The sequence below is a fragment of the Kamptonema formosum PCC 10802 genome (assembly GCF_000332335.1).
Taxonomy (GTDB): domain Bacteria; phylum Cyanobacteriota; class Cyanobacteriia; order Cyanobacteriales; family Oscillatoriaceae; genus Oscillatoria.
Genome location: NZ_KB235948.1, coordinates 4,644,721 through 4,665,142 on the forward strand (window position 1 = coordinate 4,644,721; position 20,422 = coordinate 4,665,142).

16 protein-coding genes, 1 tRNA gene and 2 pseudogenes are annotated in these 20,422 nt (G+C 51.9%); 5 read left to right on the forward strand and 14 right to left on the reverse strand.

Features of this window, described 5'->3' with window-relative positions; translation table 11 throughout:
• Positions 1–41: 41 nt before the first annotated feature.
• The 4 genes from infB to rimP form a co-directional block, all read right to left on the reverse strand.
• Positions 42–3,137 (reverse strand): translation initiation factor IF-2, encoded by a 3,096-nt coding sequence (infB, locus tag OSC10802_RS0120225; protein WP_017718591.1) that lies wholly within the window; start codon positions 3,135–3,137, stop codon positions 42–44.
• A gap of 492 nt (positions 3,138–3,629) precedes the next feature.
• Positions 3,630–3,878 (reverse strand): YlxR family protein, encoded by a 249-nt coding sequence (locus OSC10802_RS46420; protein WP_071593325.1) that lies wholly within the window; start codon positions 3,876–3,878, stop codon positions 3,630–3,632.
• A 239-nt stretch (positions 3,879–4,117) separates the two neighbouring features.
• Entirely contained in the window at positions 4,118–5,416 is a 1,299-nt protein-coding gene (gene nusA / locus OSC10802_RS0120230) for a transcription termination factor NusA (RefSeq protein WP_044171267.1), read from the reverse strand.
• A gap of 396 nt (positions 5,417–5,812) precedes the next feature.
• Positions 5,813–6,274, reverse strand: coding sequence for a ribosome maturation factor RimP (gene rimP, locus OSC10802_RS0120235; RefSeq protein WP_017718593.1), 462 nt, complete (start codon positions 6,272–6,274; stop codon positions 5,813–5,815).
• A 615-nt stretch (positions 6,275–6,889) separates the two neighbouring features.
• Here rimP and OSC10802_RS50415 point away from each other — a divergent pair.
• From OSC10802_RS50415 to OSC10802_RS57010, 3 genes are all read left to right on the forward strand, one after another.
• Positions 6,890–7,123, forward strand: coding sequence for a hypothetical protein (locus tag OSC10802_RS50415; protein WP_155968119.1), 234 nt, complete (start codon positions 6,890–6,892; stop codon positions 7,121–7,123).
• Positions 7,124–7,393: 270 nt separating this feature from the next.
• A complete protein-coding gene (locus OSC10802_RS57005) occupies positions 7,394–7,543 on the forward strand; it encodes an IS1/IS1595 family N-terminal zinc-binding domain-containing protein (RefSeq protein WP_445727646.1) in 150 nt (49 codons plus the stop codon).
• Between the two features lie 159 nt (positions 7,544–7,702).
• A complete protein-coding gene (locus OSC10802_RS57010) occupies positions 7,703–7,999 on the forward strand; it encodes an IS1 family transposase (protein ID WP_445727654.1) in 297 nt (98 codons plus the stop codon).
• Between the two features lie 249 nt (positions 8,000–8,248).
• Here the strand turns inward: OSC10802_RS57010 and OSC10802_RS41005 are convergent, their stop codons facing one another.
• On the reverse strand, positions 8,249–8,560 hold the full coding sequence (locus tag OSC10802_RS41005; protein ID WP_017718595.1) for a hypothetical protein: 312 nt from the start codon (positions 8,558–8,560) through the stop codon (positions 8,249–8,251).
• Positions 8,561–8,774: 214 nt separating this feature from the next.
• A pseudogene (locus OSC10802_RS47795) lies at positions 8,775–9,424 on the reverse strand (IS1 family transposase).
• A 200-nt stretch (positions 9,425–9,624) separates the two neighbouring features.
• Here OSC10802_RS47795 and OSC10802_RS41010 point away from each other — a divergent pair.
• Positions 9,625–10,561, forward strand: a pseudogene (locus OSC10802_RS41010) (transposase); the annotation flags it as partial.
• A gap of 420 nt (positions 10,562–10,981) precedes the next feature.
• On the opposite strand, the gene OSC10802_RS0120275 reads toward OSC10802_RS41010, so the two are convergent.
• The 8 genes from OSC10802_RS0120275 to OSC10802_RS0120305 all read right to left on the reverse strand — a co-directional run bounded on the left by OSC10802_RS0120275 (position 10,982) and on the right by OSC10802_RS0120305 (position 16,696).
• Complete coding sequence (locus OSC10802_RS0120275) at positions 10,982–12,424, reverse strand: hypothetical protein (protein ID WP_017718596.1); 1,443 nt, start codon at positions 12,422–12,424, stop codon at positions 10,982–10,984.
• A 191-nt stretch (positions 12,425–12,615) separates the two neighbouring features.
• Positions 12,616–13,176, reverse strand: coding sequence for a DUF948 domain-containing protein (locus OSC10802_RS54680; protein ID WP_017718597.1), 561 nt, complete (start codon positions 13,174–13,176; stop codon positions 12,616–12,618).
• 34 nt (positions 13,177–13,210) lie between these two features.
• Complete coding sequence (locus tag OSC10802_RS0120285; protein ID WP_017718598.1) at positions 13,211–13,606, reverse strand: YtxH domain-containing protein; 396 nt, start codon at positions 13,604–13,606, stop codon at positions 13,211–13,213.
• A gap of 154 nt (positions 13,607–13,760) precedes the next feature.
• Positions 13,761–14,090, reverse strand: coding sequence for a hypothetical protein (locus tag OSC10802_RS41015; RefSeq protein WP_017718599.1), 330 nt, complete (start codon positions 14,088–14,090; stop codon positions 13,761–13,763).
• 712 nt (positions 14,091–14,802) lie between these two features.
• Complete coding sequence (locus OSC10802_RS53110; RefSeq protein WP_017718600.1) at positions 14,803–15,441, reverse strand: site-specific integrase; 639 nt, start codon at positions 15,439–15,441, stop codon at positions 14,803–14,805.
• Complete coding sequence (locus OSC10802_RS53115) at positions 15,442–15,939, reverse strand: Arm DNA-binding domain-containing protein (protein ID WP_017718601.1); 498 nt, start codon at positions 15,937–15,939, stop codon at positions 15,442–15,444.
• Between the two features lie 135 nt (positions 15,940–16,074).
• Positions 16,075–16,147 (reverse strand) — tRNA-Phe (locus tag OSC10802_RS0120300).
• A 96-nt stretch (positions 16,148–16,243) separates the two neighbouring features.
• Positions 16,244–16,696, reverse strand: a complete 453-nt coding sequence (locus OSC10802_RS0120305; RefSeq protein ID WP_017718602.1) for a PPC domain-containing protein — start codon at positions 16,694–16,696, stop codon at positions 16,244–16,246.
• A 124-nt stretch (positions 16,697–16,820) separates the two neighbouring features.
• Here OSC10802_RS0120305 and OSC10802_RS0120310 point away from each other — a divergent pair, with 124 nt between their 5' ends.
• The gene (locus OSC10802_RS0120310) at positions 16,821–19,427 is read left to right on the forward strand and encodes a phospholipid carrier-dependent glycosyltransferase (RefSeq protein ID WP_017718603.1); all 2,607 of its coding nucleotides are present in this window, start codon (positions 16,821–16,823) and stop codon (positions 19,425–19,427) included.
• The last annotated feature ends 995 nt before the right edge of the window (positions 19,428–20,422 follow it).

Here is a 20,422-nt window from a genome sequence, read left to right on the forward strand (position 1 = left end):
AGTGGAACCCAATCCACAATCCAAAATCCTTGTATCCAAAATCAGTTCGAAGAGAGTGTGCGGCGCTTAGTCACCATGCGGAAGGCTTCGATGATGTCGCCCGTGGCCCAGTCGTGGAAATTATCCAAACCAATGCCGCATTCAAAGCCGGCGTTGACTTCTTTGACGTCATCTTTGATCCGTCGCAGGGAGTCGAGGGTTCCTTCGTGGATGACACTGCCACCCCGGCGCACCCGAACTTTGCTGTTGCGGACCACCTTGCCATTTTGGATGTAGCAGCCGGCCACTGCGCCCTTGCCCGAGGCGAAGACGGCGCGCACTTCTGCTTGACCCAGGGCTTCTTCAACCAGCTCTGGCTCCAGCAGACCTTCCATCGCGCCTTGGATGTCGTCGAGCAGCTTGTAGATGATGTTGTACTCGCGCACATCCACACCGGCTTGGTCAGCGGCCTGTCGCGCGCCGGAAGCCAGGGTGGTGCTGAACCCAACGATCACCGCATCGGAAGCGGCTGCCAGATCCACATCTGTTTCGGTGATTTCGCCGGCGGCGGCCAGCAGGACGCGGACTTGCACCTCATTTTGAGGCAGCTGCTGGAGGGCTCCCAGGATTGCTTCCACAGACCCTTGGACATCTGCTTTGAGGATGAGGTTGAGTTCTTTGAGCTGGCCTTCCTTAGCTTGTTGGGAGAGGCCGCTCAGCGTCACCCGGCGAGCTGCCATTGCTTGCTGCAGGCGAGACTGGCGGTTTTCTTCCGAGCGCTGGTCTGCGATGGCCCGGGCTTCTTTTTCATCGAGGAACACCTCGAAATCGTCGCCGGCTGCCGGCACAGCATTCAAGCCCAAGACTTCCACGGCGAACGAGGGAGTTGCCGCGTCCACTTTTCGGGCCCGGTCATCGAGCATCGCCCGCACCTTACCGAACGCCGAGCCTGCTACCAGTACGTCGCCCACTTGCAGGGTGCCATTTTGCACCAGCAGGGTGGCCACTGGCCCGCGAGCCTTATCCAAGTGGGCTTCGATCACCGTACCTTTTGCAGGCCGGTCGGGGTTGGCGGAGAGCTGTTCCACCTCTGCCACCAGCAGGATCATTTCCAGGAGGGTGTCGAGGTTTTCGCCCCGGATGGCGCTCACCGGCACCATAATCGTGCTGCCGCCCCACTCTTCCGGCACCAAACCGTATTCGGTCAGCTCTTGCTTGACCCGCTCTGGCTGGGCTCCTTCTTTATCGATTTTGTTTATGGCCACTACGATGGGCACTTCAGCGGCTTTTGCGTGGCTGATAGCTTCCACCGTTTGCGGGCGCACCCCGTCATCGGCGGCCACCACCAGCACGGCGATATCTGTCACCCGCGCCCCGCGAGCCCGCATAGCGGTGAAGGCTTCGTGACCTGGCGTGTCCAGGAATACCACCTGCTCTACCGAGCCATCCTGCTCCACATCCACGTGGTAAGCGCCGATGTGCTGGGTGATGCCGCCCGCTTCTCCTTGGGCCACTTTTGTTTTGCGAATCGTGTCCAGCAAGGTTGTTTTGCCGTGGTCTACGTGACCCATAATCGTCACCACTGGCGGACGCAGCTGCAGGTTTTCCATATCTTCCGCATCCAGCATTTCTGTGGTCTTGCGGGCTTCTGACTCTTCTGCGGCTGTGTCCACCTCCACTCCCAGTTCTTTGGCCACCAGGGTTGAGGTTTCCAGATCCAGCGTTTGGGTGATGTTGACCGCCATTCCTTTGAAGAACAGGAGCTTGACGATATCCGTTTCCGGAACTGCTAGCTCTTCTGCCAGTTCCCGAACCGTCATGCTGTTCATCAGGACTACCCGGTCTGGGCGCTGTTTCTTTTCTTGCTGTTCGCGGCGGTCGCGGCGAGACATTTTGGCCCCTCCCTCACTCTGGCGGGCGGTGCCTGATTTTTTCGCTTTGGCAGCGCTTGCCAGTGCCGGTGCTGCTGCTGCCGGTTTAGCCGCTGCCGGACGCACCTTTTGCTTTGCCGGACGGGCGATCGAAAGGCTGACTTGGACTGTTTCGGGCAGTTCGTCCAGATCGCTGACCAAGTCCTCATCGTCCTCTTCAATGGGTTTGGTGCGGCGTTTTGCTTTCGTGCCGGCTTTCCCGGCTTTTTCCAGCTCTTGCAGCTCTTCTTCTTCGTCCTCCCGTTTCTTGGCCTTTTTCGGCGGGCGCGGCGGCGCTGGTTTGGCCAGCAGGGACGGCGTTTCTGACTCTTCCTCTTCTGTTTCTGGCTCCGACACTCCTGGAGCCCTTGCTGCTGGAGGAGCGTTAGGCCGTATCAGCTGGGGCCGCACCAGTTCTGCGGGCCGCTTAGGTTTAGCCTTAGCTGGCCCCGGGACAGGCGAAACCGCTGTCCCTGCCGCTGCCACGGCTACTTTCGGCGAGGGAGCGGGTGTTGGGGGGGCCTCTGCTGCTTGAGCCTGTGCCGGAGCGGGCGCGGTCGGTTCTGCCTTTTTCGGTTTGGGAACTGGCCTATTTTCCTTCCCCTGCGCCGGCGCGCCCGGCGGGGGCGGTGCTGATGGCCTGACTGGAGGTGCCGTCAGTTTTGGCCCTTCTGGAGCCTTAGCTGCCGGTCTAGCCGGTTTTGGCTCTTTGGGCTGGCTAGGGGGCGGGACTGATTGATCGCTGGCCGGCACGGGCATTGCCTTTTCGGCTTTTTTTTCCGAGCCTGATTCTGCAGCACCTGCTGTTTCGGATTGGTTGGGTCGAACTGGCCGATTGAGCATTGACGGCTTACTGGTTTGTTGAGGCCGCTTATGGCCCGACGGTTGAGGTTGCACTAACACCTGTGGGTTTGCTTCGCTGCCGCTGGCGGGCGACTTGGGGGCGGTTCTGGGTGTGTGTTGACGCACTTCCAGAATCTGCTGCGGCTTTTGACCTGCTGGCTTTGCGCCTGATTCTGGCTGTTCCGTGCGGCCCTTATGTTTAGCTGGGGCTGACTTGCTGTGAGAGGGGTGGCTGGCTACATATTTTTCTGCGTAGGCGCGAATGCGTTCCGCATCTGCCGAGGCAATCGTGCTGCTGTGGCTTTTGACTGGAATGTTGAGCTGTTCGCAAACTGCCAAGATGTCTCTGTTATCCAAATTTAATTCCCGTGATAGTTCGTAAATTCTGACTTTGCCGTTGTTCATCCACTTTTCCCTCTGCGTACCGACCGATTGTCACCCGGTGCCCCACTGTCCTAACGGCGACTGCATCCAGTTGAGGTGTCTCATCTGGTAAGGCGCGTGGCACCGCTGCCCGGGGCGGAGAGGTCTCCGCCCCTACTGACAAGGGACGAAAAACGCGCATTTAGTCTGCCGAGGCGAGCCTTTCCCACAAGGAGATCGATCTATCCCCCTGCTGCACTCGCACCTTTCTAATTTAATCTTGCACAAATCTTTAGGGACTTGTGGGGGGCTTGATTGCCGTTTGGGCGAGCGGTGCTTTTGAGTGGGGTTCTGGCGACGGGCGGCTGAGGGCGTTGAAGGAGCAGCCAAAGAGCTTGACAGCGCGTGCCCGCCCAAAGCGCTCTCGAAAAGGGGAGCAGGTTGGTGCCACAGACTCTAGAATCTGTGGCTCACAGCCTGCCTGTCGAGACCGAACGTGTGCGGTTCCGACAAACGTAGCGCAAGGGCTGGCAGCTAGCTGGGCAAGCGCTGCCACAGTTTTTGGTACACCTCGGTCGGTACGGATGTTTTGAGCGCTCGCCCCAGTCGATTTTTTTTCTGAGCTGCGCTCAAGCAACTCGCTTGAGGGCAAAGGTACGCCGAACGCCCCATGCCTGTATCTAATTGTAACTGATGGGACGGACAGACTCTTACAACCCGCCAAAATTCTTCTTTATCAGCCACTTTACGGCAACTGATACAGCGACGCATGTTCGGTTTCATCTTTTTTCGGAGGGCGAGGCACCCGCCCTCAAGGGAACCAAGTACGGCTCAAAGCAGGAAAGCCCCCCAAACACGGGTGTTGCGCGCTCGCCCGGTAAGGGTTTGAGCTGTCTCCCGACGATCGCCCCAAACAAACGAATGGTAGAGCCAAGGGGGGTCACACCGGCCCCTCTCCTGCATTTGAACCCAAGCCTTAGTGATATTTTAAGCTGCTGCCTGCTTTTTGGAGTGCGGCTCCCTTAAGTAAAAACCCTCGTCGAAATGGTTTTGTCGTCAAGAGCAGCCACTGACCGAGCTTGGCTTGCGGGTTCTTCTTCTGGTTCTTCTGGTTCGTCTTCTTCGGGTTCAGCGAGATCCTCCTCTCCGTAGGCCACCGCTGCGGCGAACTTGCGGCTTTCCGCTTCAGCATCGTACTTAGCGGTATCTTTGATATCAATCTTCCAGCCGGTGAGGCGGGCTGCCAGACGGACGTTCTGCCCTTCTTTCCCAATGGCCAAACTGAGTTGGTCTTCAGGGACGAGGACGTGGGCTTGGCGCAGGTCGGGAGCGACTAAGCGCACCTCGTCCACTTTAGCTGGGCTGAGGGCGTTGGCAATGTAGGTGGCAGGGTCTGGCGACCAGCGGATGACGTCTATTTTTTCGCCTCGCAGCTCATTGACCACCACCTGAATGCGCGATCCCCGCGCTCCTATGCAAGCTCCCACCGGATCGACATCTCTTTCTAGGGTATCGACGGCTATTTTAGTCCGGGGGCCCACATGACGGGAGGGGGGATTGGCTTCTCGCGCCACCGCCACAATCCGGACGATCTCATCTTCTATTTCTGGCACCTCGTTGGCAAACAGGTAGACCACTAAACCGGCATCCGCTCTGGAAACGAGCAGTTGCGGTCCCCGGTGGGGAGTGTCGGAAACTTTTTTCAGGTAAACCTTGAAGGTGGCATTGGCCCGATAGTTGTCGTTGGGCAGCTGTTCCCGCTTGGGCAGTTCGGCTTCCACCTCTGGCTGGCCAAATCCACTGCTGACGGCCACGATCGCCGATTGGCGCTCAAACCGCAGCACTCTAGCCGGCAGTACAGTTCCTTCCAGGTCTTGGAACTCTTCTTGAATCAGCCTCCGCTGCTGGTCTCGCAGCTCTTGGGCCAGCACCTGCTTGGTCTGGATGGCAGCCATGCGACCAAAATCTCCCTGATCTGGGGTGACGTCCAGGATCACCGTGTCCCCTGGCTGCGCCTCAGCCGCCACTTTCCGGACTTCTTCTAGGGCAATTTCATGGTCTTGATTGCTGACTTTATCCACTATCGTCTTTGTGGAGAGGATGCGAAACCCTTCCTCTTCTACGTCGAGGTCTACTTCAAAATTGTTGAAGTAGTTTTCATCAAAGTTAGGTTGGTCGAGGCGCTGGGTGCGCCGGTAGCGCTCGTATCCTTTCAGGAGTGCTTTTCGCAGAGCAGCTCCCACAGCATGTTTGGGTAAATTGCGCTCAGAGCTGATGCTGTTGATCATCTCTTTCAGCCCGGGAAGGGGAACCATTGACATAGAAACAAAAACCTCCGTAAATCTGTTTTCAGTTTGGCGTTTAGCCATCCTCTCTCACGGGAGCGGGCTATCGTTGCTTGACTGCCGGCGCGCTGGTGACGGTCGTCCGGAGCCGATTGGGAGGACGTGCACTCAGGGCCCCCTGCTTTTTGGGGCTCGGAGACTCAAGGCGCTTGGACTTCAGACGCCCGAACCGCGACATCCCTTCTGAATTCTGAACCCTAAAGTATAATTCAAAATTCATCCCGCCCAATTCAAAATTCACTGAATCTCCAAGAGCGCCCCTCACCACCGATCATTTACAATCGCCATTTACGCCCCTTACAGCTGATAGCTAAACGCCGAAAAGCTTGTAGCTGCTTCTGAGCGCCGCTAGCGCCAGCTGCTAGCTAAAAATCATCGCCGTTCATTCAGCTTAACGCTGGTAATTAAAGGGCGTGGTATAGCGATGGAGCGACCTTTTTGGTTGAGGTAAACGGCTGTCTCATCCCGGCGAATCAGTTGCCCTATCCACTCTTTATGCCCTTCGTGAGGCTCAGAAGTTTTGACAGCAACGGCAAACCCTTTGAAGGAGATAAATTCGCGATCCGTTGTCAGATCCCGGGATATACCGGGACTAGAAATCTCCAGCACGTAGGCATCGGTAATGATCTCTGCGGCATCTAATTTTGCCTCCATTGCCCGACTCATCCGCTCGCAGTCATCCAGACTGGTATCTTGCTGGAGGTTGCGGATGTCCACGCGCAGCACCGGCGGGTTTTGGTTGGTGTGAAAAACCGCTCCGACCACTTCCAACCCGAGAGACTCTGCAATGGGAGTGGCCAGATCGATGATTTGTGGGATCAGGGGATGAGTCATGGGAAGCACCTCCAACAACAAAAAAAGTGGGCACTGACCCACCTCTTCACTCTGCGACGAACGGAGTGACACGACAAATCGCTATTTGCAGGGCAACTCGTACTTTCTCGGACAGTTAACAAAAAGCTGGACAATGCAGGACATGGCCGAACTTGTTGTTTTTCGCACAGGATAAACCCGTACAGGTGAAACTGCTTTCCACCTCCACACGGTCGCTCACCTCATTAAAAGGCTCGTTTCCGCTTACTTGTCGTGCAACCCACTGATCAAATTATTGCCAACTTCCGCATGCTGTGCCCAGCAACGGGAGCTCCGGTAGCTTCTGGCAGTGCGGGAATGCCTTAATTGTAGCACTTTTTCCGAGTTGGTCAGAAAAGTACCGAGATATCGCAGATATATCGCCATATCCCCAGTAGCTGCTACGTCTTATTTGTCGCACTTATTATTCTAGCTCATCTCCCGTGCTACTTGCGGGACGGCCACCGCCGCCGCCGGCTCACCCTCTCCCAACCCGGCCCGTGGCCCGCCAGCCGCTCACGATAAATAATAAGCCACTTCCACTCTCCTCCCTGCCCAAACCCCTTCTCCCCCTGACGCGCTGAAAGGATTAAAGATTTGTGTCCCAGTGTCCTGGGGGACTGGGGACACGGCAGGGTGGGGGAGCCGGCGGCGGGAGAACGAGCGGGACTTGCCAGTTGGCACTGGGAAAAACAATCCCACTGGCCCAATCTCCCCCTCCCCAAGCCCATTCGCGCCCCAGCCGCCGCACCCCGTTCTGGCAGACCCACAGGCGGAGACTCAAAGACGCCGCTCTGGCGCAACACTTCTACCCTTACCGCACTCCGCTGAATTTATTTATCCTTTATCCTCCAGCACGAGCCCCTAAACGGCCTCTGCCACCTTTCGGTGAGCCCCAGGAGGAAGCGCATCAGCGGGACAGTTTCCCAGCCCCCACAAGCCGCCCACCCTATCCCAGCGGAAGCCCTAGATAAAAATTAACAAATAAATCGTTTTTTAGGCTTATTTTACTATTATCTTTTTTCCCTACAGGGGAGTGTTGCAAAGTAAGATTAGGTGTGCTATAATGGTACTTGTCACACGCCTAAAAAGTAGAATTTTATGAATTGTCCACGCTGCAGTTCTGAACCCATCGTTAAAAATGGCCTGACTCATAGGGGGAAGCAAAACTTTAAATGTAGAGGGCAGATAGGTTGTTCAAAAACCCAGATATCAACCTCTTACAGAAGAAACCAAAGCCTTGATAGATAAGCTTTTCTTAGAGAAAATATCTTTGGCTGGAATTGCCCGAGTCACGGGAGTGTCTCTCCGGTGGCTGCCATACTATATCAATCAAAAATTTGCCTCAGTTCCCAGACAGGTTCAAGTTAAATTTTAAAAAATGGGGAGCTAACAATTCAATGCGATGAACTGACGTCATTTGTCGGCCACAAGGGCAACAAACAGTGGATCTGGCTAGCTATTGATGTGTTTACCAAGGAGATTGTAGTAGTATATATTGGGAGCAGAGATGAAGCCGGTGCTAAAGATATTTGGGATTCTCTCCCACGAGTTTATCTCCAATGCGCTATGAGTTACACAGATTTTTGGAGTGCTTATTCCAGAGTTTTTCCTCAAAGCCGGCACAAAGCAGTAGGTAAAAAAACCGGCAATACTTCCTATATAGAATGGTTTAACAATGAGGCAAAGAGTGTCAAGATTAGTTAGAAAGACTCTGGCTTTTTCTAAAAAACTCTCGAATCATATTGGGGAATTTGGTATTTTATTCATCATTATAACCTTCCTTTACAGAAGTGAACCACATTCCTGTATCCTTACTTTGCAGCACCACCTAAGCTAGCGGGCTAGTTTCTGGCGATCCTTTCTTTGCAATAAGCAAGAATTGTTAAAATTCAACTGGTTAAAACCTTACAGGCTATTAGTTAGCAAGTACCTATTTATCCCTCTTTTGTCACTCTAGGCAGAGGAAAAGTAATATTGCCACTGCTGGCCGTTTACGGAAATGGCCGGTGGAAAGAAATTCATTAGAGAAATTAAGCGAGTCAAGCCTAAAGTTAACTGAGGGATAGGGAAAACCTTTAACCAAGGCTTGATAAGATTAAAACAGACTAGAGGGAGAAGAATTAAGCGCAGATTGTTCAAAATATTTTTCCAGCCTTCTTTTTCGTCCCATTGCTGATGTTGAGGAAATTTTTGGTGAACAGGACTTTGGGGATTCAGGCAAAACCTCGACCCTTTTTGACTAGAGGCAGCATAAAGACTGACCATTAAATAGGCGCTCTCTACTATTTACCACCATTTTTCAATGTCCTCGTAGTGAGGCGAAAATCCGCCCATCCCAGTTCATTTTTGCTTTCTTTGAATCCATATTCTATCCAAGTTCGGCTCCCATAAAAATTGCAGGGAGTGCGGCAAACTAAGGATAGAAAAATGTGGCTTCTTTCTGTAAAGAAAGGTTATAATGATGAATAAAATACCAAATTTACCCAATAGGATTCGAGAGTTTTTTAGAAAAAGCCAGAGTCTTTCTAACTAATCTTGACACTCTTTGCCTCATTGTTAAACCGTTCTATATAGGAAGTCTTGCCGGTTTTTTTACCTACTGCTTTGTGCCGGCTTTGAGGAAAAACTCTGGAATAAGCACTCCAAAAATCTGTGTAACTCATAGCGCATTGGAGATAAACTCGTGGGAGAGAATCCCAAATATCTTTAGCACCGGCTTCATCTCTGCTCCTAATATATACTCCTACAATCTCCTTGGCAAACACATCAATAGCCAGCCAGACCCACTGTTTTTTGCCCTTCTGGCCTACAAATGACGGCAGTTCATCGCATTGAATTGTTAGCTTCCCCTTTTTTTTGATTTAACTTGAACCTGTCTGGGAACTGAGGCAAATTTTTGATTGATTATTGCAGCCACCGGTGAGACACTCCCGTGACTCGGGCAATTCCAGCCAAAGATATTTTCTATAAGAAAAGCTTATCTATCAAGGCTTTGGTTTCTTCTATAATAGGTTGATGTCTGGGGTTTTTAACAAACTGTCTGCCACAGCCTCTACATTTAAAGTTTTGCTTCCCACTATAAGTCAGGCCATTTTTAACGATGACAGAACCGCAGCGTGGACAAATCATAAAATTAAACTTTTTAGGCGTGTGATAAGTACCATTATAGCACACCTTTTCTTACTTTGCAACACTACCGATGTTAGATACTTTGCCCTCTAACGGCGTAGCAGTAATCACAAGCTTTTGGTCTTAACAATTCAACATAAACAAGCGCCAAAAACGTGCTATACTTTCGGATATGGTCAAATAAATCTTGTTAACAAACTGTGCTCTACTCATTTCCCAAGCTTGTCCAAAAAAGGTTGGCATCTCTGCCCCCAAATGATTATCCTGTCCTAAATACCCGCTTGTATTTATCCATAGGGTTGAACTATGCAATGGATAAAAGCTTGACCAGTATGAGAGATATATTCAAGCGACTCAATGTCAGTGGCTTGAGAATCGATATTTCAACTTTATCCAAAGCTAATAAGTACAGAATTCAAGAGCCAGATTTTAGAGTTCATCAAGAGCTTAATGAATAAAATTGCCGGCATAAAAAATCAAAAATATGAAACAATTATTTTAACCGTAATTATTCTGGCTTTTGAATTACTTTGACTGCAAAAACACTATCAAGTAAAGCTTGTTCGCTCTTAAAATTAACAACAGGAGCTGTCGAAAAAATTAATAAACTCTGGAGACAAATTAAACTTACGATCAAAAAATGTTAAACACTTTGCCCTTTAACGGCGTATCAGTAATAGATAGGGGCTTTTCTGGTTTAAATTTTTTACGGGTGGCGAGCCAGTTAAAGAAGTATTTTGTCTTGCGCATCCCTAACAGTTACAAACTTCAATTTTCTGAAAAAGACATTTTATAAAAGGGACAGGTAAGAACTCAGGAATATATAGAGTTGTTAACTTTTGTGATATTGAAAAGCGCGCCGAGTATAGATTGGCCACCAATCTGGAGCGGGACGAAGTGTCCGATGAAGAGCTTATGGAAATTTACAGATATCGCTGGCACATAGAGTTGTTATGGAAGTTTCTTAAAACTCACCTAAAATTGGACAAGCTGATTCCTAAAAATGTAAATAGTATAGCCATACAAATTTATGTGTCGCTGATAGCTTACCTCATATTAAAGATAGTAGATATTCCTAACCAATGGGGGACTAAGCTACTAGATAAACTCCGCTATTTTCAATGTTGTATGTGTCAATAACTTAGCTATGTCCACTGGATAGAACGACTCCTCTCTGGGCAAGCATTTTTATTCAGATCCGGAGAGATGTAAGCTAAAATGTAAAGTTTTGTAACGAAATTGAACACTTGTGATTTAACAGCCGTGTCGGAATTAAAATCAAAAAAGATCCGTTCTGTATTATTCATTCAAATTAGATGCCTTTGCCCTGCAAGGGCTGCCCCTACGGCAGCCCCGCACGCAACGGAAAAACGCTATAATTTTAAATTGTTATAGCAGCAGTCATATTGGTTAGAACAATAGAAGCTTCGGGAGCGGGGGAGCAAAAGAGGCCGGAATGTAGGTTTCCTAAATGCTTACTGCTATATAGACGTAGGGCAGGCGTCCCGCCCCCCCTGAAGGTCTAATGTTCTAACCTAAGTGCATACTGCTATAACGCTACCTCCCAGGAAGCCGGCGCAACTGCTGGGTTTCCTTCAACACTCGGTTCCCATCTCCGTCGGATTCTCGTTGGACGTAATTGACTTTAATTTCCTCTAGCAAATCGGACACCAGAGATTGCAATTCTTCAAGAGTCCGCTCCTGTTGTAATTCTTCTCGGAGTGTGACGCTGAAATGCTCCACCAGCCGGTCGGACAGTTTTGCCGCCACGGGATCTGCCGGCGCATTTGCGATGGAGGTGTAGGCACTTTGGGGCACTTCGGTGAATAGCTTAGATATCTGTGCTGCCAGCTGTTCAGTCAGCTGCGCCGGCAGTCCACCCACTCCTGGCATGCGCACAAGTTGCTGGTAAACCGGCAGCTGGCTGAAAGCGGTTTCAATATTGTGACGCAACAGCGCTTCCAAATCTGGCTGAATTTCCGGCAGGACTTTGCAGAGAGTCACTTGCAGGAGGCGTTTGGCAATAGCCTCCACCTCATTCGTCTGATTCAGATCGATGTACCGCTGGGACATCGCGTCGAAAAGCGAGCGAGCCGCATCGCCTTTTTCAACGGCACTTTGCATCTGGTCGAGCGCTTGCACAATCACCACTTCCGTCAGTTCCTCTGCAAAACTCGCCAAAAAAACCCGGCTGACTTGCGCCCGCGCCGGCTCCATATCCGGGAATTTAGCCTGGTTCAGACGAATCACCAGCGGAATCACCCGCAGCCACTGCCAAAAAGGCAGCAGCAGGAAGACGTCATACCAGCGCCACAGCACCGCATCTGGAAACCATTTAAGCCCGTCATACCGGCGGTGAATCACCCACGTGCGGGCGAGAAATTCTGCCAAAAACAGGCCGATAAACCAGCGGTCAATTGTCCAGAAGTCCTCAATGAACTCCCCATTTTCCCCGATGTGGCGATAATAGTTAACCGCCAGTAAAGGCTTAATCTCGCGTTCGTAAAAGGCAATTTCGTTTTGCCAGCCAGATCGCAATAAATGCTCTTGACTCCAGAAGTTCTGGAATGCTTCCCTAGAAGAAGCATCCTTCGTCCCAAACATATGCCGGCGCATGCGATTTTTTATTTTTTCCAGGGTGCCGGTCTTATTCGCTACCTGAAAGGGGTTGTCCTCAATCATTTCCACGCTAAGTTTCTGCAGTTCCTGCAGGACTTCTTCCGATTGAGGGGACTGCACGCCCGTCTGAGCCACTTCCTCTCTCAGCTTTTCCACCGTGGCCATATATCTCTGCGTGTCTCGGTGGGGCTCAATGCCCTTAATAGGGTCATAAAGCTGGGTGAGGTCCCCAAGATGCCGGAAGTAGAAATCCCGCCCTGGCACATAGCTCAAGTCAAACAGCACCAAACCCAAGTTGGTTAAGGCCAATAAGGCCATCGCTCTTTCAAACCAGAGGCTCCAGGAAGACCCCTTTGTAGAAGTGTATTTTTGAGATTGCATCCGTATTTTTGCATAAACTTCTACTATTATAGAGTAAATATTAAGTATTAAAAATATGCAATAATAATTTACTATTTTCCACCTCTAATTTTTCCTTATACATTTCGCAACAGGTTGCAGAATCAAGGGATTGTCCCCCGATCCCCGTCTCCGGAAGCCCCCGGGCTACCCTGTTTACCCGCCCGAAATTTTCAAATGTCTGGTTCTTCAAAATCTTCTGAGCCAGCCGGCTTTTGAGAGATGCCGGTGGCCTGTTTGCGAGGCACCTCACGGTAGGTGTCAGCGCCAGATAGCTCTGGGGAGGGAAAACCGTCCCCAAACTCCAAGGGCTGTTTTTGAGCGGCACAGAAACGCCCTGCTGACCGGCGAGAGGCTTCCGAAGTGGCCCGAGGGCGAGTCAAGGTTTTCCAAGCTGCTTTGATGCCGGTGAAGACACTGCGGGTAGTGACTTGCACTTTTCTGGCCTGCTGCTTGGCGCTGTCAATACTGCGATCCACCTGCTGGACAACTTGACCGGCGCTGTTCACTCCCTGACTGACATCATCTGTCAGCTCAGAGATTTCCAAGCCGGTGAGGCGGATAGCTTCCAAGGTAGGCGGCAGTTCGCGCCTGAGCGTGTCCGCTAACTTTTCCACGCTGCGAGCAGCCCGCGCTAACTCCTGCAAGGCCGGCAGTGCCGCCACCAAAACAGCAGTTAGACTGACTGCGACCAGCAGAATTGACAGTCCTAACCAAAAAAGAGGGTCAATCACAGAATTCTGTCTGCAGTATGCGTTAGGGTTGGCGCTAGTTTTCTGTTGGCGTCGCTTCTCCAACTGCCTCAGGCAGCAGATTGCCTGAGGAATCGTACTTGGCTGAGCGTAATTGAGAATCTGAAGCCGCTCCAGAGTTGAGTGTCTTGCGCTCTCGCAAAGAAGCCTCCAACCCAGCGGCCACCGCCTCCCGGAGTCGGTCGAGGGTTTCATCCCAGTTGCGCAGCGCAGCTTCTGAGAGGCGATCCGCTTGCAACTGCACGCTGGTGGATAGGTCTTCTGCCAATTCCGGCAGGGCGTCAGCGGACTTCTTGAGGATCTTGCGCGTTTCCCGTCCGGTACGGGGGGCCAGCAGCAAGCCGGTTATTGTGCCAATGGCAGCTCCTAGCAGCATGCCGCCAATAAGTAATCCTGAGCGGTTATTTGACATGGTGGGATTTCTCTCCTTAGACCAATTTTGACACTTTCACCGCCAATTCTACGACTTTGGCAGGAGATTGCTCATTCAACCCCCTGCCTTACCCACTGCGGCTTCCCACAGCCCTCTGCCCCCAGACAGCCCGCCGGCATCACCTCACCGGCTTTTAAAGCTTTCTGACTCCTAAGTGTGCCGCGCCCCCTTTGACCGCGAGCGCCAAGCATGCATGCCCGAACCTCAAAAGCTGCAGCACTTGCTCAGCTTGCTGGAGTTGAGCTTCCAGCTGCCGGTATTGCTGTCGCAGCTGACGAGTGCCCTGCTGTCCCTTGACAATCGCATTCGGTCCTGTGCGCAGCACCGCACTGGTGCGGCGCTCAACTGCAATCAGCGTGTCCGCTACTCGAGCCAGCACTCGCCGGATTTTCCAAAGTTGCCAAGCTACGTAACAGCACAACACCGCTATCAGCGCATTCAGGACTAAAACCGCCGTCAGCATTTTTAACCCTCTCCGTCCTAACCCCCAGCACTCCTGTTCCAGGGCCCACTACACTCAGACTGAACCTCACGCCGATCGTAGCAGCAGATTTCAGCCTTTGGCTATTGAGAAGCTATGCCCCCAGACTTATCTTGGCCGTGATTTTGACTTTATCGAATGCCACAAACCCCATTTGAACTGCTGAACCCAGCAGTCACCGCCTCTGCCAAGACCGTGCGGGAAAGCTAATTCTCCTTTCTGTCCCCTTGTTCCCAGCCTCTGCCTGGGAACGGATCTGTGGACGCTTTGCCTCCTTTCAAAACACCTGCAAATTAATAAAAGCCTAACCGCTCATTTATAAAGAAAAAGTGATCCCCCCAAAAACGAGTTTCTTGCCATCGATAAGCCTGAAACATGAGCGCTACTCTACTTTAGAAGGAACTCGGTCACCGGCCTCCATTCAGCACCAACAATTACTTTCTCAATCATCTATCCAGTTTCACCTTTTCCATTCAAATCTGCCAATTTACTTCCTGCCGCCCCCTACTTTAACTCTTCTAGGTTACTTTGAGAGAGTGGTTATAAAAAAAAAAGTGAAGAGTACAGAAACCGGGAACAGTATTCGTGTCAATAGCCCCTACGGGGAGGGGCTATTAACTCTCAGTTTTCCCATCCATAGGAAACTGGTTTATCCTCCTATGAACACCTTAAAAGTTACTTTATAACCACGGTTTTAAAACTCAGGAACTTGCATTTTACAGAGATTGCTGCCGGCGTAGTGCTTGTAAATTAATAGGGGGCTATTCCCCACCATTCGGCCCACGTCCCTGGCATCTACACCGTTCTCTAACGCCAAAGTAATGAAGGTGTGGCGAGTGTGGTATTGGGGGCGGTACTCAATCGGCAGCCCCTCTAATACTTTTTTCCAGGCGCGAGTTATGAAGTTATGAGCGTCGATATACCCTCCTTTTGGAGCTGGAAAAACTAAAGATTCGGGATCGGGTAACTCCTGGGGACGAATTGATTCGAGCAGGGAGCGCAGGCTGTCATTGCAGGGAAAGATCCGGCTCTCGTGCGTTTTTGTGTCTTTCCTGCGCTTTTCTACTATCGCCTCACAGAAGGTGATTGCGCTCAAATCCGGGGCAATATGCTTCCATTGAAGTCCTACCGCCTCACTGGTTCTGCAGCCAGTAAGAAAAAGAAACTTTACATAAGGAGTGTAATAGCTATAATACCGGCTTCTCTCGAATTCCGCTATGATTAAGTCCCGCTCAGCTGCTGTGAAAGGATGAATTTCCTCCGGTTCTTTGCTGCTGGTTTCTATCTGATTGCCTAACCCTGTAAACGGGTTCTCTCCCTTCAACAGCCCCATTTATATGGCCCAATTACAGCAGGCATTTATCTGAACCAGCACCTTCTTTGCCGCACTAGGCGTCGTTTTTTCAAACAAAAAATACCGAATTATTTGGGCATCCTGTGGAGTTTGAGTGGGGAGAGATTTTATGTGATTGCGCGTTCTTCTGAAGTCACGGATGACGGTGGTAGTGCTAACGGTTTGTGCTTTAAATTCAGCGTACTCTTCCCAAAGCTGTAGCAGGGAAAAGCCGTTGGGAGGTTCACTCCCCAAACTGAGATGAATTTGGGGCTTGTACTTGGCCAATGTGGGGTCAAAGTTCCCAGAGATAATGTCCAACTCAATTTGTCTGGCCTTGGCTTCTGCGGCTTTCCTGTTGAGTCCGGTATCTGTCAGCCCCAGCGTTATATATTTCTGCTCACCTGCGAATAGTTGACAGGGCAACCGCAACCGCAATCGCCCCTGGACGCTTTCCACCCTGATTGTCCCATTAGATGCTTCGTCTTTACTTTCCATCGTGCCGGTGATATGATCTGTTTCCCTCTATGGTAATGATTTCACAGTCAAAATGGATCGCCGGCGGACTAAATTGACGCAAAAAACCCAAGCCCAGAGCGATGTAAAATTCGCTCTGGGCTTAGGTTTGAGAGATGCCAGGAACCAGATTTGAACTGGTGGCACATGAATTTTCAGTCCATCGCTCTACCAACTGAGCTATCCCGGCTGGCTCTCTTTCCACTCTTTTATACTAACAAACGTCACCGGCGTTTGGCAAGTACCTGAGAAAAAATTTTTTTTCCTTTTTCTCCCCACTTGGCCATCACACTGGCCTTAAGCGCGTCACTTTCAGCTTGAACGTACCTACGCCCGTTTCTCCAAAGGCTCGCACCCGGATAATGTAGGTTCCCGTCTTAGCGATCCGGGCAAACAGCAGCGAGTTGGTGCTGCCGTCGGGCCCGTCATCATTTTCGGCTACTGTTGAGCCATCTTCGGCGAGCAGCGAGACAATGGAGTCAAAACTTTCCGAGGACAGGTCAATCGCCACCTGATCCCCTTCCGTCATATCCAGCGTGTAGTCTCTGGCAAACCCACCCTGCCCTGTGGGGATATCCTTCTCTGTGAGAGTGTCCGAAACCTCTTTATTCGGCTCCAAGGAGATCGGGTTATACAACTTTATTTGGGCCAAAGCACCTGCAGCACTCATGCCGGTGAGCAGCAGCGCAGCAGGAACGAGCAATGCTAGGCGAGAGTGCGAGGCAAAACAACGAGTCATGGAATCCGAGGGGGAGAGGGGGAGAGGGGGAGAGGGAGAGAGACGGAAAGGGAGCGGCGTTACTAATTAACAATTAACAATTAACAATTCCCGCTAATCCTTACCCTATTAGGAATAGCACAAAATGAACTATTCTGGGCAGAGGGCCAGTGCTACGGCTTGCGGGGGCGACGGGGTACAGGCTCTTTTCCCCAAAAAAATTTCAGCACACTCAGGGAAAGATGTTGTGGTTGACGCTGGTGTTGGTAAAAGGTTAAGGAGTTTGCCGGCTCTAGGGCTGATTTGGCTGACCGGCGCTATCGCCGACCGGCTGTGGTTTGCCCTCGACCGGTCAGTGCCAGCCTGGGATCAGGCGGAGTATTTAACCGGCAGCCTCACCTACTGGCAGGCTTTGCAACATCCCCACCTGCTCTCCGGCGAGTGGTGGGCCAGTTTGTGGGCGCTCTCCTCCAAAGTACCTCCCCTGACCTACATAATAACAGCCGCTTTCCTCAATCTCTTCGGAGCGGGCCCAGATCCAGCCACCCTAGTCAACCTCCTATTTTCCGCCATTCTGCTGGCTGCGGTGTGGGGTTTAGGAACAAAACTGTTCCACCGGCAAGTAGGACTTTGGGCTGCCGGTCTGTGCTTGCTGTTTCCAGGACTCTATCTGGTTCGCCTGGATTTTCTGCTGGACTATCCCCTGACAGCAGTTGTGGCCCTGAGTTTCTATTGCCTGACGGTTTGGAGGGATGCTGGAGGCGATCCCGATCCCAGGGCGCAGAGGAGAGAATGGCTGTGGGCCACCGGGTTTGGAGTTTGTTTCGGGCTGGCTTTGCTTGTCAAGCAGACGGCGCTGTTTTTTCTGCTGGTGCCGGTGCTGTGGGTGGGGGTTGGCAATCTCTGGCAGAGGCGGTGGGGGCCTGTGGCTCAGCTGGCTTGGTCTTTGTTGCTGTCCCTGGTGGTGTGTGGCCCTTGGTATCGCACCAATTGGCTGCTGATTCTCACCGGCAGCAAACGGGCGACAATAGATGCGGCGATAGCGGAAGGTGACCCCCCCCTCCACACCCTGGACGCCTGGACGTTTTACTGGAAAGACCTCCCCTATGCGGTTTCTTGGCCCCTGTTGCTGGTGCCGGTGGTGGGGTTGCTTCTCTACGGGTTTGCGAGATCCAAACAAGAGAAGGAAAAGTCAGGACTGAAATGGCTGGCTGTGTTCTGGGTGGGTTCTTATCTGCTGTGCTCCCTCAATATCAATAAAGATTCCCGCTATGTCCTGCCCTACCTGCCGGCTGTCTCGCTGTTCTTGGCTTATGGCCTGACCCAGTATCCCCGCCGGTGGGGCCAATATGTCCGCTGGGGCACCGCCGGCACGGCTATTGTATTAATGTTGCTGAATTTGTGGCCTGTAGGAGGTATCTTTTCCCACCGGCTGACACAATTCCTCAGCCCCCGGGCCCAACATCAGGCTTACCTGGGTCCTGAATGGCCACACCGGCAGGTGATTGCTGAAATTATCCAGACACAACCCTACCTCGACACCACATTAGGAGTATTGCCCTCCACGCCAACCCTTAACCAGCACAACATAAACCACTACGGGGCCCTGGCCAATTTCCAAGTTTACGGGCGTCAAGTTGGCGTCAATTTAAAACAAGTCCCTCAGGATGTGCGCTCCCTTTCCTGGTTCCTCACCAAAACCGGCGATCAGGGTTCCGTCCCCAAAGAAGCTCAAACCGCTACCGTCTCTGCGGTCGAACTTGCCTCTGACTTCCAGCAGCAAAAAACGTGGCCCTTACCCGATGGCAGCACCCTCAAACTCTACCGCCGCAAAGTGCCGCCGGTGGAGGTGCTGCCAAACCATCCCCAAATCCCCCAATCCGGGCCATCCCCAACCGCTGTCCAGCTAGAGCGCGTCACCGTACCAAAACAGACACCCCCTGGCGTGCCGGTGCCGGTGACTTACGAGTGGTCTGGCCCTTGGCAGCAGCTGCAAGAGGGTTTGGTGATCCTCACCTGGCGCGACACCACCGGCAAGCACCGCTGGACGCACGATCGGGCCATCGGTATGGGCACCTTGCATCGCGGCGGACTGCCGGCTACCCAATCTGCTAGGGTAATTGAGCGGATGGCTATGCTCCCCCCTGCTGATGTCCACACCGGCACCTACACTTTGGAAGCAACTTACCTGAACCGGCACACCGGCAAATCCTACCCCATCCCCGTGCCGGCGGTGACTTTGAAGATTGGCCCTGGTGCGCCGGCAACACCGGCTCCGGAACTGGATTTGCTCACCCAGCTGCGGAGTTTGGCGGCTGCTTTGCCCAGGGGTGCGAAGGCTCTCCCGCCTGTATTTGAGGAAATTGCCCGCATTAACCAGTACGATCCGATTCAGGACTACACGGCTCAGGCTGACCTGACGCTGCAGTACCGCTTGCGCCAAGAACCGCAAAACGTGCAGTGGGCTTACGCTCTGGCCCTGGCCAGGGTTCTCCAGCGCGACGCCGCTGGCGCGATAAGGGCGCTGACGCGGGTGGTTGAGCTGGACTCGAAGAATCCCTACGCTCACGCCTATCTGGCTTTTGTCTACCTGTACGATTTCAACCCCAAGGCGGCTGAGACGGCTTTGAAGCCTGCGCTCATTATGTCACCTAATCAACCGGAAATTAAAGCACTTGATGCGGTGGCGGCGCTGATGCAAGGCAAGCTAATTAAAGCGTTTCATGAGTTTAAAGAAGCCAAAATTTTATAGCTTCCGCTAAATAACAGCGGCATCGTGCGCGGGCCTAATTTGGATGGGGGTTGACCGGCAGCCAGTTGGCGGGGGGTTAGGTTGAAACTAATTAACCATAAATTGTGTAATTTTGAGAGGGTTTGCGCTGATAGACCTGAAGTGGGTAGTGGGATTGAGGGCACAGATAAGTATGAGAATTATATTAATCTTTATGTAGACTCATCGAATAGGTTCTTGGGGCAAGACCGGCACTGTGCGGGGATTCCCTGTGCGGCGGGTGCCGGTGAGGCCAAAAAAAACGGCTGAAGCCGGTGCGGGGCCTGATTTGGATGGGGTTTGACCGGCAGCTATTGGGGCGGGGGTTAGGTTGAAACTAATTAAACAGAAAGTTTGTAATTTTGGGAGGGTTTGCGCTGATAGACCTGAAGTGGGTAGTGAAATTGAGGGCACAGAGAAGTATGATAATTATATTAATCTTTATGTAGACTCATCGAATAGGTTTGGGGGTGGACACCGGCACTGTGCGGGGATTTCCTGTGCGGCGGGTGCCGGTGGGGCAAAAAAAACGGCTGAAGCCGGTGCGGGGCTTGATTTGGATGGGGGTTGACCGGCAGTAATTTGGCGGGAGGGTTAGGTTGAAACTAATTAAGCAGAAAAAGTGTAATTTTGGGATAGTTTGCGCTGATAGACCTGAAGTGGGTAGTGGGATTGAGGGCACAGATAAGTATGAGAATTATATTAATCCTTATGTAGACTCATCGAATACTGGTTTGGGGTGGACACCGGCACTGTGCGGGGATTCCCTCTGCGGCGGGTGCCGGTGGGGCCAAAAAAACGGCTGAAGCCGGTGCGGGGCCTGATTTGGATGGGGTTTGACCGGCAGTAATTTGGCGGGAGGGTTAGGTTGAAACTAATTAAGCAGAAAAAGTGTAATTTTGGGATAGTTTGCGCTGATAGACCTGAAGTGGGTAGTGGGATTGAGGGCACAGATAAGTATGAGAATTATATTAATC